Below are 16,074 nucleotides of genomic sequence, written 5' to 3'. Positions count from 1 at the left end.
TGGTCATTCTCGAGTCGCGAGGGCCTGTCTTGTGAGGTCTCGAACGGTGAGAGGCCCGAGTTTGTGATCAAGAGATCGCCTTACTGTCGCGTGAATTCAACTCGGCGTGTCGGACGGGGCCCGCAGCAGAATCACGATTAACTTAGCGCCCACAGGGGTTGCCGAACTGAGGCGGTGTCGGTATGTCGGGTGGGGTTGGGGAACGTCACATATCGCGGAGGTCATTTCTGGCCGGAACGGCCACGGCCGGCGTGGCCGCGGCGGCGCTGAGCAGGCCGGCAACCGCGCGCGCCGCACCGGGTTCCACGGTCGCGATCTTCGGTGCCGGGGTGGCAGGCCTGACCGCCGCGCACGAATTGGCGGAGCGCGGGTACCGGGTCACGGTGTTCGAGCGAAAAGCGTTGGGTGGCAAGGCTCGGTCGATTCCGGCGCCGTCCCCGTCGGGCAGCCCGCTGCCGGCTGAGCACGGCTTCCGGTTCTTTCCCGGCTTCTACCGCAATGTCACCGACACGATGCGGCGCATTCCTTTTGCCGGCAACACTTTCGGTGTCTGGCAGAACCTGACCCGGGCCACGTCGTATCTGCACTCGGGGTTGGGGCGGGCGGATCTGACGATCCCACTGCCGTTTCCGATCCCGACCCTGCCCAATCCCATCACCCCCAAGGCCTTCACCGAGTCGGTGGCCGCGGTGTTCCAGACGTTGTTCCGGCTGCCGCCGTTGGAGGCGGTGTACGCCGCGCAGAAACTCGCGGTCTACGTCACCAGCTGCGACGAGCGCAAGCTCGGCCAGTGGGACAACATGACCTGGGAGAAATTCATCGGGGCGGACCACAAGAGCAAGGAGTACAACCGCTACCTGGCCGACGGCATCATCCGGAACCTGGCCGCGTCCAAGTCCAAGGACGCCAGTGCCCATTCGATCGGGCTGGTCGGCGAGGCCTCGGTGTGGTCGATCCTGCTGCTGGGCAACGACATCGACAACAAGGGATTCGACCGGGTGCTCAACGGCCCCACCAGCACCCAGTGGATCGATCCCTGGGTGGCCCATCTGCAGTCGCTCGGGGTGACGTTCCGGCTCGGGCAGGCGCTGGCGCGGCTGACTCCCAACGGCAGGCACATCGCATCGGCCACGGTCGTGGACGGCAACGGGGTGGCCCAACCGGTGGTCGCCGACTGGTACATCTCCGCCGTGCCGTGCGAAAAACTCGCGGCGGTGCTGACTCCCGACGTGATCGCCGCCGATCCCAAGCTGGCCTCGGTGGCGGCGTTGCGCACCGAGTGGATGAACGGTCTGATGTTCTTCCTGCGCGAGCGCGTCGACGTCACCAAGGGGCATGTCAACTACGTCGACTCCGGGTGGGGGCTCACCTCGATCAGTGAGGCCCAGTTCTGGAAGCGGCCACTGACGACCTATGGGGACGGCACAGTCAAAGACTGTCTGTCGGCCATCATCTCGGACTGGAGCACGCAGGGAAACTTCAACGGGCTCAGCGCCAGGCAGTGCACGCCGCCGCAGATCGCCGCTGAGGCCTGGGCGCAGATCAAGGCCCATCTCAACGACACCAGCATCGTGGTGACGGATCAGATGGTGCATTCATGGTTTCTCGACCCGTCGATCATCGACTCGGGCACGCCCAATGTGCGCAACGACGAACCGCTGTTCATCCAGGACCCCGGGTCGTGGGCGCGCCGGCCGGAGGCCGTCACCGGGATCGACAACCTGTTCCTGGCCGGTGAGTGGATCAAGACCGACCAGAACGTCACCACGATGGAGGGGGCCAACGAAGGCGGCCGCTATGCCGCCAACGGCGTGCTGCTCGCCTCGGGTTACGCGGGTCCGAAGGCCAACGTTCTCGGGTTGTTCCAGGCACCGTGGTGGGCGCCGTTCAAGGCCGCGGACAAGGCGCGGTACCGGGCCAGGCTGCCCCACGCGTTCGACATCGCCGACACCCGCTGGCCGACCTGACCCCCTTACTGAAAACAATTCTCAATAAACCTACGATGGCTCGGTGACGTCGTCCACCGGATCGGTACCCGTGCTGGCGGTCGCCGGGCATCTCGGCTCGGGCAAGACCACGCTGCTCAACCATCTGCTGCGCAACAGCCGCGGCGTCCGGATCGGTGCGCTGGTCAACGACTTCGGCGCGGTCAACATCGACGCCATGCTGGTGGCGGGGCAGGTCGATGCGATGGCGTCGCTGTCCAACGGTTGTATCTGCTGTGCGGTCGACGGCGAGGAAGTCGGCGAGATGCTGGGCAAGCTCGCGGCGGTCAAACCGCGGCTGGATCTCATCGTCGTGGAGGCCAGCGGCGTTGCCGAACCGGCTTCACTGGCCCGCACCATCGTCACCGTCGACGATCCCCGCTTCCATTACGCCGGCCTGGTTCTGGTCCTCGACGGCCTGCAACCCGACCTGAGTCACGGGCTGCCGGTCGCCGATCTGGTGGTGCTCAACAAGGCGTCCTCATGCACCGACGTCGACGGCCTGCTCGCACAGATCCGCCAGTTCAGTCCCCGGGTTCCGGTGCTGCCCACCGACTTCGCCCGCATCGACCCCGAGCTGCTGATCGACCCGCCGGAGCGGACGCCGCAGGCCCAGCTGTCCTTCGACGAGCTGTTGCACGACGAGCACGATCACGACCATGCCGAGTATCAGAGCGTCGATTTCCGCACCGATGCCGCGGTCAACCCACGCCTGTTCATGGAGTTTCTGCGGGACCGCCCCGCTGGTCTCTACCGCGTCAAGGGCTTCGTCGACTTCGGCGCCCAGCGCTTCCTGCTGCAGCTGGTCGGCAGCTCGCTGCGTTTCGAGAAGCGGCGGGCGAGCGGCACCGAGTTGGTGCTGATCGGCACCGGGATGGACCCGTCGGCGCTGCGGGCCGGCCTCGAGCGGTGCACCAGCGAGCCGGCCGACGAGAACGCGATGCTCGGGGTGCTCAAGTACGTGGTGTAGCCGGCGGCGACGGTTGTCCGTCCGGTTATCCTGGCCGCTCACCCGAATTCAAGGAGCCGCATTGTTCAAGGTCAACGAGTACTTCGGCGGCGACGTCGCATCGATCGCCTTCACCACGCCGGAGGGAAACGCGACCGTGGGCGTCATGGCCGTCGGCGAGTACGAGTTCGGTACTTCCCAGCTCGAGATCATGAAGGTGGTCTCTGGCGCGCTGACCGTCAAGTTGCCCGGCAGCGAGCAGTGGGAAACCTTCGCGGCCGGAACACAATTCACCGTGCCCGCCGACAGCAAGTTCCAGGTCCGCGTCGAGGCGGAGACCGCCTACCTGTGTGAGTACCGCTGACGCTGGTTCACTCGGCCGCTCATCCGGTGCGGCCGCGGAATCTGCTGTGCAGCCTCTGCTTTGATACGCCGAGGACCCTGCCGATCTGTGCCCACGACAATCCGGCCCGGCGGCCGGCAAGGATCGCCCGTTCATAGCGAGCCTGGGCCCGGGCGAGATCGTCGCGGGCAAGTCCCAGTGCGTGCACGCGTGTCCCGATAGACAGGTCCCAGACAGCTTCGGCTGGGTTGTCGGGTGCAACGGGTTTGTGTGCGGCCATCTCCCGCTCAAGCTGCTCCTGCGAGCGTCGGAAGTACTCCTTCAGCTCAGGATCGTTCGCCCACCACGGCTCGCTCGTGTCTCCCATGGCCGGAGTATGCCGAGCAGTGGGGACATCTTTCCCGCCCGTGCGAACGTCAAGTTTTTTGACGATCTTGGCGGGCACTATGTGTGGAGGGGGAGGTCCGGCTGTGGTTGCCTCTGCGGCCGACGCGTCCCAAGCAACTTCGTCAAACTTTTTGACGATCTTGGCGGGCACCATGTGTGGGGGGAGGCCCGGCTGTGGTTGCCTCTGCGGCCGACGCGTCCCAAGCAACTTCGTCAAACGTTTTGACGATCTTGGCGGGCACCATGTGTGGGGGGAGGCCCGGCTGTGGTTGCTTCTCCGGCCCACACGTCCCAAGCAACTTCGTCAAACTTTTTGACGGCGGGCAATCCGGGTATGTACTCGCCCATGCGACCGATCACTCTGGCCAAGACGGCCACCGCGGCATTGACCACTGCGCTCGTCGGCGGCCTGGCCAGCCGGCCCGCCCAGTCGGTTTGGTACGAGCAGCTGCGCAAGCCGTCCTTTCAACCTCCGCGGCAAGCCTTTCCGATCGTCTGGCCGATCCTGTACACGGGTATCGCGGTGGTGTCGGCCCGCACGATCGACCGGTTGCGCACCGAGGGCCGCCAGGACGAGGCTCGCGACTACACGGTGGCGCTGGCCGGGAATCTCGCCGTCAATGCCGCATGGTCGTGGGTGTTCTTCTCCCAGCGCAAGCTCGGCGCCGCGGCCGTCACCGCCGCGGCACTGACCGCCAGCAGCGCCGATCTGACCCGTCGTGCGGTGCAGGCCCAGGGTGCGCCCGGCGCCATCCTCACGCCCTATCCGCTGTGGTGTGCCTTCGCCACCGCGTTGTCCACGAGGATCTGGATGCTCAGCCGCAAGTGAGCGCGATCAGCTGAACGGCTTGCGCTGATCCAGGCGCCGCGACGCCAGGCCCGCACCCCGCCACACCCGCGCGACCCAGTCGTCGTCCTCTTCGGTGACCAGGTTGCCCATCACCCGAACGGCGATGTTCATCAGGAACGACGAGCGCACCGCGAGCGGTCCGGACGCTGGCAGGAACCGGGGCAACGTGAGCAGCAGGGCCAGCCGTCGGGCGATTGAGAAGCCTTGGGCGTAGTGGTCCTGCAACAGTGCGGGCCAGGCATGTGAATAGTCGCCGGAGCCCAGCAGTTCGGCCGCCAACCGGCCGGTTTCCAGCCCGTAGTCGATGCCCTCGCCGTTGAGCGGGTTGATGCACGCTGCCGCGTCGCCGACGAGCATCCAATTGGGCCCGGCCACCCCGGACACCGCGCCGCCCATCGGCAGGAGCGCCGACAGCGCGGCCCGCGGCTCCCCGGAGAATCCCCATTCCTTGCGGCGCAACTCGGTGTAATACGACAGCAGCGGCCGCAGGGCCGCGTGGGCGGGACGCTTGGCGGTCGCCAGGGCTCCCACACCGATGTTCACCTCACCGTTGCCCAGCGGGAAGATCCAGCCGTAACCCGGGAGCACCTGGCCTTCAGGGGAGCGCAGCTCCAGATGCGAGGTGATCCACGGCTCGTCGGCGCGCGGCGTGGCGATGTAGCCGCGGATAGCCGTGCCGTACACGGTTTCCTTGTGCCAGGTGCGGCCCAGCACGCGGCCCAGAGTGGAACGCGCGCCGTCGGCCACGATCAGATGATTGCAGCCGATCGTGGCTCCGTTGTCGAGCTGGACGGATTCGACGTGCCCACGTGAGTCATGGCTCACACCAACGACTTTGGCGCCCAGACGCATCTTGGCGCCGTCGTCGGCGGCGACCGATCGGATCCGGTCGTCGAGTTCGGTGCGCGGGACCGCGCTTCCGGTGGACGGGAACGACGGCCCGGGCCACCGCACTTCGACGTCGGCGCCGAATCCCGACATCCGCAGGCCGTGGTGCCGGATCCGGGTGTCGAGCCACGGCCCCATGCCGAGCCGTTCCAGTTCGGCAACCGCTCGCGGCGTCAGCCCGTCGCCGCAGGACTTGTCCCGCGGGAACTGCGCCGCGTCGATGACCAGCACGTCACGACCGGCTCGAGCCGCCCACGCGGCGGCCGCCGACCCGGCCGGTCCCGCGCCGACGACGACCACGTCTGCCTGTGTAAATCCCCGGGTCGCTGCGCTCCTGCCCGCCGGTGCATCCATGTCCCCCAGTATGTTGGACGAATGAGGACACCAGCGACTGTGGTGGCAGGCGTTGATTTCGGGGACGCGGCGTTCGCCGCCGACGTCCGGGACAGCGTCGCCAGGATCGAACAACTGATGTCTGACGAGCTGGGCAAAGCCGACGAGCTCATGGCAGAGGCGGTCCAGCATCTGTTCCAGGCCGGCGGCAAGCGGTTCCGTCCGCTGTTCACCGTGCTCTCGGCGTCGCTGGGCCCCCGGCCCGACGATCCGGACGTCGCAATCGCCGGTGCGGTGATCGAGCTGGTGCACCTGGCGACGCTGTATCACGACGACGTCATGGACGAGGCCCAGATGCGGCGCGGGGCACCGAGTGCCAATGCCCGGTGGGGCAACAACATCGCGATCCTGGCGGGTGACTATCTGTTCGCCACGGCCTCGCGGCTGGTTTCCCGGCTGGGACCGGACGCGGTGCGTGTGATTGCTGACACATTCGCCCAGTTGGTGACGGGCCAGATGCGTGAGACCCGCGGTGCGGCCGAGCATGCCGACTCCGTCGACCATTACCTCAAGGTGGTCTACGAGAAGACCGCCTGCCTGATCGCCGCCTCGGGGCGGTTCGGCGCGACGTTCTCGGGCGCCGATGCCGAGCAGGTCGAGCGGCTGCACCGGCTGGGCGGGATCGTGGGCACCGCGTTCCAGATCTCCGACGACATCATCGACATCGACAGCGATCCGGATGAATCGGGCAAGGTTCCGGGCACTGACCTGCGCGAAGGGGTGCACACCCTGCCGGTGCTGTACGCGCTGCGTGAGTCGGGTCCGGATTCCGACCGGCTGCGCGAGTTGCTGGCCACACCCGTCGAGCGGGAAGAGGACGTGGCCGAGGCGCTGACCCTGCTGCGCCGGTCGACCGGGATGGCGCGCGCGAAGGAGACGGTGGCCGAGTACGCGGCGCAGGCCCGTGACGAGCTGGCCAGCCTTCCGGCCGGGCCCGGGCGTGACGCATTGGCCACCCTCGTGGACTACACGGTCAACCGTCACGGCTGATTCCGGAACCACGGACGGTAACTGAGCGTTTAATCAGCGATGGTTGCCGAGTAGTTGCCTAGGAGGAAACTGCGATGACGTGGAACCCGCACGCAAACCGAATCAAGACATTCCTGTTGCTGGTCGGTTTTTCGGCGCTGATCGTGTTCGTCGGTTCGTTGTTCGGCCGCAACGTGATGTACCTGGCGGTGCTGTTCGCCGTCGGCATGAACGTCTACGTGTACTTCAACAGCGACAAGATGGCGCTGCGCGCGATGCACGCGCAGCCGATCACCGAGGTGCAGGCGCCCGAGATCTACCGGATCGTCCGGGAGTTGGCCACCACGGCGCATCAGCCGATGCCGCGCCTGTACATCTCCGACACCGCCAACCCCAACGCATTCGCCACCGGCCGCAACCCGCGCAACGCCGCGGTGTGCTGTACCACCGGCATTCTGCAGCTCCTCAACGAGCGTGAGCTGCGCGCGGTTCTCGGCCATGAGCTCTCTCACGTCTACAACCGCGACATCCTGATCTCGTGCGTGGCAGGCGCGATGGCGTCGGTGATCACCGCCCTGGCCAATATGGCCATGTTCGCGGGGATGTTCGGCGGCAACCGTGAGGGTACGAATCCGCTGGCGATGCTGCTGGTTTCACTGCTGGGCCCGATCGCGGCCACCGTGGTGCGGATGGCGGTATCCCGCCAGCGCGAGTACCAGGCCGACCAGTCCGGTGCTGAATTGACCGGTGATCCACTGGCATTGGCGTCGGCGCTGCGCAAGATCTCCGGTGGCGTCGAAGCGGCACCACTGCCTCCGCAGCCCCAGCTGGCCGATCAGGCGCATCTGATGATCGCCAGCCCGTTCCGGGCCGGCGAGCGTATCGGCAAGCTGTTCTCGACCCACCCGCCGATCGACGACCGCATCCGTCGCCTGGAGGACATGGCCGGCTATGGCGGGTCAACTCCCGGCCGCTTCTAGTCCTTCGCCGTTGAGCGCCTGAAGCTAGGCGAGTCGCTCCATCGCGCGCCGTGCGTACTTGCGGACCTCTGCATGCTCGGAGCCGACATACGGTGCGACGAGGTCTCGGACCCCGGCGGCTTTCATCTGGATCAGGGCTTTGAGGGCGAATGCCGTGTACGGGCTGTCCAGATAACCGACCGCCAGAGCGCGAGCCTCATCGGTTTTCACCTTTCCCAGATAGCTCACCAGCCAGCTCCGGCCGGCCATGTCGATGGGTTCGGCCAGCAGTTCGACGATCTGGGCGAAATGCCTTGCCGTGGCGACGAATGACAACGTCGACAGCGCAGCATCCTGTGCCCCGCGGGTAAGCGGAGGTTGGTGGCGGATCTGGGTCAGCATCAAGTCGACGATGTGCTGCTTGCCCTGGGCGGCGCGGTCGTGCAGGTTCCAGATCAGCCCGATCCGGATGATGTTGCGGTGATGGGTTTCCTCACCCGGGATCCGGGCTTCCAGATGGGTGAGCCAGTCAACGAAGACCGGAATGGCGGACGGCGCGGTGGTCGCCTTGAAGTGCCCGATTGTGTAGCAGCGGACGCCGACTGCGGCCAGGTCTTCCATCAGCCTGTGGTCAAATCCGTGCTGCCCGTCGACGTATCGGGCAGGCAGGTGGTCTCGCCAGTCGTCCCCGTCTGGAACATCCCACCCCTTGAGGACGGCGGGGGTCGCGCGTGGCGGTGTCGGCTGGGGCCGCGGTGGCAGCGTCGGTGGTCGACCGTCACTCTTGGACTCGACCGCGCCGATGGCGTCGCGCAGCTGCGCGATGATGGCCTGCCGATCCGCCCCCATGAAGTCACGATAGCCAAGTCCGCAAACGCAACGAGCGTGCGCGAACTGCTGGTCGAACAGCAGACGCGCACGCTCGTTGCGCAAGCCGGAGAGAACGCCCCTTATGCGGCGTCGGCGAGGGTCTCGATGTGGGTGGGCGTCACCCGCAACACGCCGGCGCTGGCGATGTCGTAGAACAGGCCGATGACGTTGACGCGACGGGCCAGCGGGTGAGCTTGCAGCGTCTGCACCTGCACGGCGATGTTGACCATCGACAGCTGATCGACCATGCCGAAGCCTGCCTCTGCCGCTGACTGCGCCACCGGGTGGCGGCCGTCGTCGAACGCCTCGATCGACGGATTGCCATGGGCCAGCCACGATTCCAGATGCTTGTCGCCCGCGTCGGTCTTGCCGAGCATCGCGGTCATGGCACCGCAGCTGGAGTGTCCGCACACCACGATCGAGCTGACCTCGAGCTTGTCGACGGCGAAGGCGATGGCCGCCTCGATCGACGCGTCGGCTTGGCCGGCCGGGATCATGTTGCCGACGTTGCGCACGGTGAACAGATCACCCGGCCCGCTGCTGGTGATGACGTTGGGCACCACCCGCGAATCGGCGCAGGTGAGGAACAGCGTCTCGGGCCGCTGGGCGTGCACCAGCTCCTGCATGTGCGGGCGCAGCACCGGGGCGGTGCGACGGTGGTAGGCGGCCAGGCCGTGCAGGACTGAGGACACCTCCTCGCGCTGCCACGAGCTCCACGGCACCACGCCGGAACGCTTGTCGAACGGCGTGAAGCCGCGCATCGGCGGCCCGGCCACCGCGCTGGCCATCTCGACGGCGCCGACATCGTGGATGTCGACCGTGCCGCCGGTGGCCACGTGCTGGCGCTGCCACTCTTCGATCGTCTCGTGAGCGGCGTGGTCGATGAAGTCGACCGACAGCTCGACAGTCACCGACGAGCCTGTCGGCACCTTGCCCAGGGCGCTGGTGAGCGTCGGAAGGGACAGGAACGTGCAGGAGCCTTCGATGGCGACGCGCCAGGTGTTCTCGCCGGTGGATTCGGACACGATGTTGGTGCGCACCACCCGCCACACGGTCAGTGCGACCGCCAGCGCCAGACCGATCAGCACACCTTCGAGCAGGTTGAGGAACACCACACCCGCTGCCGTGACGGCGTACACCGCGAGATCACCTGTGCGCCTGGCAGTTTCGATGTGAGCACGCTTGACCAGCTGGCAGCCGATGACGATCAGGAGGCCGGCGAGTGCGGCGGTCGGGATCATCTGGGCCAAACCGGCGAACGGCACCGCGAAGATCAGGATCCAGACGCCGTGCAGGATGGCCGAGGCGCGGGTGCGGGCGCCGGCGGCGACGTTGGTCGAGCTGCGCACGATCACGCCGGTGACGGGCAGGCCGCCGATGGCGCCCGAGACCATGTTGGCCGTGCCTTGGCCGATCATCTCGCGGTCGAAGTTGGTGCGCGGTCCGGTGTGCATGCGATCGACCGACACGGCCGACAGCAGACTCTCGACGCTGGCGATCAACGCGATGGTGAGGACGCCTGCGGCGAACGCGCCCCAGTTGCCGTCGGGCAGGCTGGGCAGGGCCAGCGCGTCCAGCAGGGAGCCGTTGATCTGGATGCGGGTGACGTCACCGAACGTCGGCAGCAACGACAGTGCGGTGACGCCGACGATGGCCACCAGCGGACCGGGAACCTTCTTGATCGGGGCAGGCACCCAGCGCCACCCCACCAGAATCGCGATCACCAGTGCGCCCAGGATGACGCCGTGGCCGTGGGCGTTCATCAGCTGACCTGGCAGTTCGGTGACATTGGCCCAGGCGGAGCTGTTGGAGCTGCCGCCGAGCAGCACGTGGATCTGCTGCAGGGCGATGGTGATGCCGATGCCGGCCAGCATCGCGTGCACCACGACGGGGGAGATGGCCAGTGCGGCGCGTGCCACCCGGCTCAGTCCGAAGAGGATCTGGAGCACGCCGGCGCACAGGGTGATGGCGCAGGTGACGGCCCAGCCGAACTGCGAGATGAGCCCGGCGACCACCACGGTGAGGCCGGCCGCGGGGCCGCTGACCTGCAGCGGGGACCCGCCGAGGGCGCCGGCGAGGATGCCGCCGACGATCGCGGCGATGATCCCGGCGAGTACCGGGGCGCCGGAGGCCACAGCGATGCCCAGGGACAACGGCAGGGCGACCAGGAACACCACCAGCGAGGCGGGTAGGTCGTATCGCAGAACGGCCCGGGCCCGTTCTGCGAAATCAGTCGTTTGCTGCATTGCACTCCTCCGTGTGGAGATGGTCATGCGCGGACCCGCCGCGTTGCAGGTCCGCGCAAAGTTATTGACGCCGTTGTCGGTGAACAACTTCGAAAGGTGTTGGAGCACAGCGCGACACAAGCCGGCGGAGTTCAGATGTAGCTCGGCAACACCCAATTGCTATGGGCGAGAGTATTTATCGCTGTAAGCAGGCGCAAGGCAGTTTGTGCCATGCATAGAGAACCCAAATGTTTCATTGGTGTGTCATTCGGTGAATATGACTGGTGTGCAGGGAAAACCGTTTGTCGCATGAGGGGGTGCGGCACCGATTGTTCACCAAATTGTTTCGAAAAGATATGTATTGCACCGAATCTCGGCTGGATCACGATTTCATATGAAGGTGATGTGAGTCATAGGGGTCGGTGGGTGAACGGCATTCCCTTAGAACTCCATATGAACTCCGTGACAACGGTCTGTGTACTCCGCACAATGGAAACATGACGACGATGTCCGTTTCCCCCCGTGCCCAGCAACCGCGCCAGGCCATCCTCGGACAGTTGCCGAAGATCCATCGCGCCGACGGATCTGCGATTCGCGTACTGCTGGTCGACGATGAGCCGGCGCTGACCAACCTGGTCAAGATGGCCCTGCACTACGAGGGCTGGGAGGTCGACGTGGCCCACAACGGCCATGATGCCGTAGCCAAGTTCGACGAGATCGAACCTGACGTCGTGGTCCTCGACATCATGTTGCCCGATATCGACGGGTTGCAGATTCTGCAGCGGGTCCGTGAGGCCGACGGCTACACGCCCACGCTGTTCCTGACCGCCAGGGATTCGGTGCTTGACCGGGTATCCGGCCTCACCGCGGGCGCCGACGACTACATGACCAAACCGTTCAGCCTCGAGGAGCTGGTCGCCCGGCTGCGCGGGTTGCTGCGCCGCTCCAGCCACACCACACCGCCTGCCGACGAGACCCTCAAGGTCGGTGACATGGTGCTCGACGGGGCCAGCCGAGAGGTCACCCGGGGCGGTGAGCCGATCAACCTCACCGTGACGGAGTTCGAGCTGCTGCGCTACCTGATGCGGAATCCGCGCCGTGCGCTGAGCCGTGCCGAGATCCTCGACCGGGTGTGGAACTACGGGTTCGGCGGAAAGTCCAGCATCGTCGACCTCTACATCTCCTACCTGCGCAAAAAGGTCGATACCGACCGCGAACCGATGATCCACACCGTGCGTGGCGTCGGCTACATGCTGCGCCCGGCCTCGTGACCCACTGATGCCGCCCAGGCGTTGGGGGCCGCGCTCACTGCGCCGGCAATTGGTACTGGGCGTCAGTGCGCTCGTCACCGTGGTGCTGTTCGCCGTCGGCGCGTTGTCCGTGTACAGCTTGCACACCTATGTGACGACGATGAGCGACACCGAGGTGTCGCGGTCGTTGGCAGCGTTCAGCCATTCCCTTGAGAAATGGCGGGAGAGCCGTACCGATCACGAGCTCGCGTCAGACACCGAGGCGCTCACTGCGTTCGTCGGACAGGCTCCGGGCAACCTGATCGCGGTGCTGCACGACGGCGAGGTGATCCAGTCGGCGGTGTTCTCCGACGGTGAGCCGCACCCCGCGCCGGCAGCGGTGACCGCCGCACTCGACCAGTACGACTGGACCGACGAGCAGCCGCGCACGGTGAAGCTTCCGGTGTTGGGCTCCTACCGATTGGCCAGTCAGCCTGCAGGGAACGGCGACATGCTGGTCTCCGGGGTGTCGCTGGACAGCGCCAACATGGTGATCGCCCGCAAGACGGTGACCGTCGGGGTGATGATCGTCATCGCCCTGATCGTCACCGCGTTGGGCACGGTCGCGGTGGTGCGCTATGCACTGCGGCCGTTGAGCCGGGTGGCTGCCACTGCGGCCAAGGTGGCGAAACTGCCGTTGGACGGTGGCGATCACCGCATCACGACACGGGTGCGGGACAAGGACACCGATCCGGACACCGAGGTCGGCCTGGTGGGGGACACGCTCAACCAGCTGCTGGCCAATGTCGACAGCGCGCTGGCCGCGCTGGCCGAGTCCGACCGGCGCACCCGGCAGTTCCTCACCGATGCCAGCCACGAGCTGCGCACGCCACTCGCGGCGATCCAGGGCTATGCCGAGCTCACCCGGCAGGACAGCGCGAACCTACCGCCGACCACCGAATACGCCCTGGCCCGCATCGAGGCCGAGGCGCGACGGATGACCGGGCTGGTCAGCGACCTGCTGCTGTTGTCGCGGTTGAGTGAAGGACAGGAATTGGAGACCGACGACATCGACCTGAGCGATCTGGTGGTGGACGCGATCAACGACGTGGCGGTGGGCGCACCCGAGCATCACTGGGTGGCCGAGCTGCCCGACGATCCGCTCTGGGTGCGCGGGGACCTCGCCCGGCTGCACCAGGTGATCAGCAATCTGTTGACGAATGCCCGGATACACACGCCGCCTGGTGTGACGGTCGCCATTGCGTTGACCGAGGCCGGAGAATTCGCAGAATTGACGGTCACCGATGACGGCCCCGGAATTGATGCCGAATTGTTGCCGAATCTATTTGGCCGGTTTGTCAGGGCGGATAAATCGCGGTCGCGGGAATTGGGTAGCACCGGGTTGGGGCTGGCTATCGTGGCCTCGATCGTCGAGGCGCACCAGGGGACCGTCGCGGTCGCCTCAAAGCCTGGTCGCACGGTGTTTACTGTGCGGATCCCCCTCGCTACCGACGTCGCCCCGGAGACGGTCGCCGCCCATGCGAAAAATATGAATCGGGCCTGAATATTCTTTGACGGCCGAGCTGTATGCGGTAATTCGTATGTGTTCAATATGAGTTGATGGACCCTGGTGAAATGGCTCTTTAGGCTGGAACTACCTCAGCAAGAGAAAGGCCAGGTAATTCAATGGTGAACATCTGGAAAACTGTTGCCATCGCCTCCGTGGGAGCCGGTCTGGCATTGGGCGCGCTGGCAGCCCCGGCCGCCGCGGCGCCCGGCGGCACAGGGTCGGCGCAGCAGACGATCAAGCAACTGGAGGACGAGGGCTACCGCGTCATCCTGTCCCGCGTCGGCAGCGGGTCGATCAATGACTGCAACGTCAAGGCGGTCCGTCCCGGCCGCGACATCACCGAACTCAAGGCCGCGCCGCGGGGCAACACCGAGGAGCGTGTCCGCTACACCACGGTCTACGTCGACCTCGCCTGCGGTCAGGACAAGTAGCCCCCAGCCCCGGAGCGGTGGACCGTTCTATCGCCCCGGGTTAGGGTGGCGGCGTGCTGAGCAGAGTGGTGATTGGCCTGGTGAGCGCCGCGGGAGCGGCAGTGATGAGCGTGCCCGGTGCCGCACTCGCGGAGCCCGATCCCGCGCCTGCCGCCCCCAACGTCAACGCGTACGCACCGGTCAAGACCTCCGAATACGCGGTGATGGACAAGACCTGGTACGCGTTCAGCGTCCCTGAGGGCATCACCTGCGTGATTCAGCGCAACGGCAGCTACGGCTGCAGCGGACCGATCCCCGCCGCGCCCAACGGGGCCAACCTGGTCAGCGGCGGGCCGGGAGTACCCGGGTTCGCCAGTTCGCCGGCCCCCGTCTTCGCCGTCGTCGAGAACCCCAAGCCGTTGCCGCCCAATTCGCGGCTCAGCTATCAGACGGTGAGCTGCGGCACCGACGGGGTGACCACCTCATGCATCGACGGGCGCAATCAGGCGGGCTTCGTGATCAGCCCGGCGGGCAGCTTCGTCATCGGTGAGCAGGAGTCGGACTTCAAGCCCACCTTCCAGATCGGCTGAGGCTCAGCCGATTCCTTCGAGCGTTTCCATGTCGCTGGTGCCGATCTTCGCGATCACTTCCGGTGACCGTCGGCTCAGAATCCAGTACCAGGCCAGTGCGGCGGCAACGGTCGCCAGGAACAACCACGGGATCACGTTGAGCGGGTAGGCCGGCACCGGATACACGTTGGCGTAGAACACATATGCCATTGATCCGATGGCCAGCGCGGCGGCCGGCCAGACCAGCGGAACACGGACCTTGATGCTGCGCAGGAACACCACGGCTGCGATCGCAGCTGCGGCGTAGGCCACCATGTAACCGTAGGTCCCGTAGGTGTCCACCCAGGTCACGACGTCCATCGCGTCGACGCCTGCCAGGTACAGGACCACCGGCACCGCGATCACCAGGGGGCTGACTGAGATCAGCGCACGGTGCGGGGTCAGGTGCGTCGGGTGGGTCCGGCCGATCGCCGACGGAACCACACCCTCCTTACCCATCACGTACAAGATGCGGCCGATGACGTTCATCGGAGCGACCACCACGGCGAAAAACGATGCGGCGATACCGAAGTTGAGGATCGGATTGAACCAGCCGGGCATGCCGACCAGGGTCGCGAGATCGTTGAGCGGTTGGGCGGATTCGCCGAGGTCGGGTCCCAGCGCGGCCACCTGGGTGTAGGCGGCGAAGACGTACAGCACACCCACGCCTGCGGCGCTCCACATGATGGCCCGCGGCACCGCGCGGTAGGGATCCCTGGCTTCGCGGGCCAGGGCGTCGGCGCTGGAGAATCCGACGAAGCCCAGGATCGCCAACACCATGCCCACCGCGATACCCGAAGGTTTGGCGCCGGTCAGGTCGAACTGATCGGCATCGAAAGCGCTCGCCCCCAGGTGCACCAGGGTGAAGATCAGCAGCAGGATGATGATGGACACCGAAACCAGTTCCAGCACAAGGGAAACCCGCGCCGAGAGCCGGATGCCGCGGATGGTGAACAAGGTGGCCAGCGCACCCAGAACGGCGGCCAGCACGATCTGCGCGGCCACTCCGTGGATCGGAATGCCGAGTTGGTTGAGCAGGGTGGCGGTGTAAGCCACCGAGCCGCTCAGTGAACCCGCGGCGATGCCGAAGCATCCGATGATCAGGCTGACGCCGGTCAGGTAGGCGCCGAACGGTCCCAGTGCGGTCGCGGCGTAGCTGTACAGCGAACCCGCGCTCGAACGGCGCTTGGCGAACTGCGAGATGCAGTAGCCCACCGAGAGAATGACGACGGTGGCCAGGGCGAACGAGACCCAGGTGCCGTTACTGGCGGTGGTGTAGATGGCGGCGGCGGTGAACGCGATGACGGCGCTGGGCGCGATGTTGGCGATGGCCTGCGCGGCCAGTTCGCCACCGCCCATCACCCCGCGGCGCAGGCCCGCATCCCCGGTCGGGGTCTCGGCCCGGGTCTGAAGATCTTCAGTCACTTGGGATCTCGATT

15 protein-coding genes are annotated in these 16,074 nt (G+C 66.2%); 10 read left to right on the top strand and 5 right to left on the bottom strand.

Annotated elements, in window-relative coordinates; genetic code table 11:
• Positions 1–182: 182 nt before the first annotated feature.
• The 3 genes from AC4ELH_RS18265 to ppnP all read left to right on the top strand — a co-directional run bounded on the left by AC4ELH_RS18265 (position 183) and on the right by ppnP (position 3,298).
• The gene (locus tag AC4ELH_RS18265; protein ID WP_498885827.1) at positions 183–1,967 is read left to right on the top strand and encodes a hydroxysqualene dehydroxylase; all 1,785 of its coding nucleotides are present in this window, start codon (positions 183–185) and stop codon (positions 1,965–1,967) included.
• Between the two features lie 43 nt (positions 1,968–2,010).
• A complete protein-coding gene (locus tag AC4ELH_RS18260; protein WP_498885825.1) occupies positions 2,011–2,955 on the top strand; it encodes a CobW family GTP-binding protein in 945 nt (314 codons plus the stop codon).
• A 61-nt stretch (positions 2,956–3,016) separates the two neighbouring features.
• On the top strand, positions 3,017–3,298 hold the full coding sequence (gene ppnP, locus AC4ELH_RS18255) for a pyrimidine/purine nucleoside phosphorylase (protein ID WP_055110342.1): 282 nt from the start codon (positions 3,017–3,019) through the stop codon (positions 3,296–3,298).
• A 19-nt stretch (positions 3,299–3,317) separates the two neighbouring features.
• Here ppnP and AC4ELH_RS18250 read toward each other — a convergent pair whose 3' ends face one another.
• Positions 3,318–3,644 (bottom strand): hypothetical protein, encoded by a 327-nt coding sequence (locus tag AC4ELH_RS18250; protein WP_064886795.1) that lies wholly within the window; start codon positions 3,642–3,644, stop codon positions 3,318–3,320.
• Between the two features lie 366 nt (positions 3,645–4,010).
• On the opposite strand from AC4ELH_RS18250, the gene AC4ELH_RS18245 reads away from it, so the two are divergent.
• Positions 4,011–4,493 carry a TspO/MBR family protein gene (locus AC4ELH_RS18245; protein WP_498885823.1) on the top strand — a complete coding sequence of 161 codons (483 nt, stop codon included), beginning with the start codon at positions 4,011–4,013 and terminating at the stop codon, positions 4,491–4,493.
• A gap of 6 nt (positions 4,494–4,499) precedes the next feature.
• Here the strand turns inward: AC4ELH_RS18245 and menJ are convergent, their stop codons facing one another.
• Entirely contained in the window at positions 4,500–5,756 is a 1,257-nt protein-coding gene (gene menJ, locus AC4ELH_RS18240; RefSeq protein ID WP_448443676.1) for a menaquinone reductase MenJ, read from the bottom strand.
• Between the two features lie 21 nt (positions 5,757–5,777).
• On the opposite strand from menJ, the gene grcC1 reads away from it, so the two are divergent.
• Together grcC1 and htpX are read left to right on the top strand one after the other, a co-directional pair.
• Positions 5,778–6,785 (top strand): nonaprenyl/(2E,6E)-farnesyl/geranylgeranyl diphosphat synthase, encoded by a 1,008-nt coding sequence (gene grcC1 / locus AC4ELH_RS18235; protein WP_082941874.1) that lies wholly within the window; start codon positions 5,778–5,780, stop codon positions 6,783–6,785.
• A gap of 74 nt (positions 6,786–6,859) precedes the next feature.
• Positions 6,860–7,744, top strand: coding sequence for a zinc metalloprotease HtpX (gene htpX / locus AC4ELH_RS18230; RefSeq protein WP_064886798.1), 885 nt, complete (start codon positions 6,860–6,862; stop codon positions 7,742–7,744).
• A 24-nt stretch (positions 7,745–7,768) separates the two neighbouring features.
• Here the strand turns inward: htpX and AC4ELH_RS18225 are convergent, their stop codons facing one another.
• Together AC4ELH_RS18225 and AC4ELH_RS18220 are read right to left on the bottom strand one after the other, a co-directional pair.
• Positions 7,769–8,572, bottom strand: coding sequence for a HEAT repeat domain-containing protein (locus AC4ELH_RS18225; RefSeq protein ID WP_448443673.1), 804 nt, complete (start codon positions 8,570–8,572; stop codon positions 7,769–7,771).
• 101 nt (positions 8,573–8,673) lie between these two features.
• Positions 8,674–10,839, bottom strand: a complete 2,166-nt coding sequence (locus AC4ELH_RS18220) for a SulP family inorganic anion transporter (protein ID WP_064886843.1) — start codon at positions 10,837–10,839, stop codon at positions 8,674–8,676.
• Positions 10,840–11,315: 476 nt separating this feature from the next.
• On the opposite strand from AC4ELH_RS18220, the gene AC4ELH_RS18215 reads away from it, so the two are divergent.
• The 4 genes from AC4ELH_RS18215 to AC4ELH_RS18200 all read left to right on the top strand — a co-directional run bounded on the left by AC4ELH_RS18215 (position 11,316) and on the right by AC4ELH_RS18200 (position 14,617).
• The gene (locus AC4ELH_RS18215; protein ID WP_003883610.1) at positions 11,316–12,089 is read left to right on the top strand and encodes a response regulator transcription factor; all 774 of its coding nucleotides are present in this window, start codon (positions 11,316–11,318) and stop codon (positions 12,087–12,089) included.
• Positions 12,090–12,096: 7 nt separating this feature from the next.
• Positions 12,097–13,611 (top strand): sensor histidine kinase, encoded by a 1,515-nt coding sequence (locus AC4ELH_RS18210; protein ID WP_064886799.1) that lies wholly within the window; start codon positions 12,097–12,099, stop codon positions 13,609–13,611.
• Between the two features lie 122 nt (positions 13,612–13,733).
• Positions 13,734–14,048, top strand: a complete 315-nt coding sequence (locus AC4ELH_RS18205) for a hypothetical protein (RefSeq protein ID WP_064886800.1) — start codon at positions 13,734–13,736, stop codon at positions 14,046–14,048.
• 53 nt (positions 14,049–14,101) lie between these two features.
• Positions 14,102–14,617 carry a hypothetical protein gene (locus AC4ELH_RS18200; RefSeq protein WP_064886801.1) on the top strand — a complete coding sequence of 172 codons (516 nt, stop codon included), beginning with the start codon at positions 14,102–14,104 and terminating at the stop codon, positions 14,615–14,617.
• A 3-nt stretch (positions 14,618–14,620) separates the two neighbouring features.
• On the opposite strand, the gene AC4ELH_RS18195 is transcribed toward AC4ELH_RS18200, so the two are convergent.
• Positions 14,621–16,060 (bottom strand): amino acid permease, encoded by a 1,440-nt coding sequence (locus AC4ELH_RS18195; RefSeq protein WP_171504425.1) that lies wholly within the window; start codon positions 16,058–16,060, stop codon positions 14,621–14,623.
• Positions 16,061–16,074: the final 14 nt, after the last annotated feature.

The organism is Mycobacterium shunyiense (genome assembly GCF_058270075.1).
The sequence above is the reverse complement of the archived record's forward strand: the minus strand, read 5'-3'. Positions and strand labels throughout refer to the sequence as shown.

Bases quoted from the DNA above. Each gene is read 5' to 3' on its own strand.
- AC4ELH_RS18265 (WP_498885827.1), top strand. From the start codon at position 183: ATGTCGGGTGGGGTTGGGGAACGTCACATATCGCGGAGGTCATTTCTG.
- AC4ELH_RS18250 (WP_064886795.1), bottom strand. From the start codon at position 3,644: ATGGGAGACACGAGCGAGCCGTGGTGGGCGAACGATCCTGAGCTGAAG.
- AC4ELH_RS18245 (WP_498885823.1), top strand. From the start codon at position 4,011: ATGCGACCGATCACTCTGGCCAAGACGGCCACCGCGGCATTGACCACT.
- menJ (WP_448443676.1), bottom strand. From the start codon at position 5,756: ATGGATGCACCGGCGGGCAGGAGCGCAGCGACCCGGGGATTTACACAG.
- grcC1 (WP_082941874.1), top strand. From the start codon at position 5,778: ATGAGGACACCAGCGACTGTGGTGGCAGGCGTTGATTTCGGGGACGCG.
- htpX (WP_064886798.1), top strand. From the start codon at position 6,860: ATGACGTGGAACCCGCACGCAAACCGAATCAAGACATTCCTGTTGCTG.
- AC4ELH_RS18225 (WP_448443673.1), bottom strand. From the start codon at position 8,572: ATGGGGGCGGATCGGCAGGCCATCATCGCGCAGCTGCGCGACGCCATC.
- AC4ELH_RS18220 (WP_064886843.1), bottom strand. From the start codon at position 10,839: ATGCAGCAAACGACTGATTTCGCAGAACGGGCCCGGGCCGTTCTGCGA.
- AC4ELH_RS18215 (WP_003883610.1), top strand. From the start codon at position 11,316: ATGACGACGATGTCCGTTTCCCCCCGTGCCCAGCAACCGCGCCAGGCC.
- AC4ELH_RS18210 (WP_064886799.1), top strand. From the start codon at position 12,097: ATGCCGCCCAGGCGTTGGGGGCCGCGCTCACTGCGCCGGCAATTGGTA.
- AC4ELH_RS18205 (WP_064886800.1), top strand. From the start codon at position 13,734: ATGGTGAACATCTGGAAAACTGTTGCCATCGCCTCCGTGGGAGCCGGT.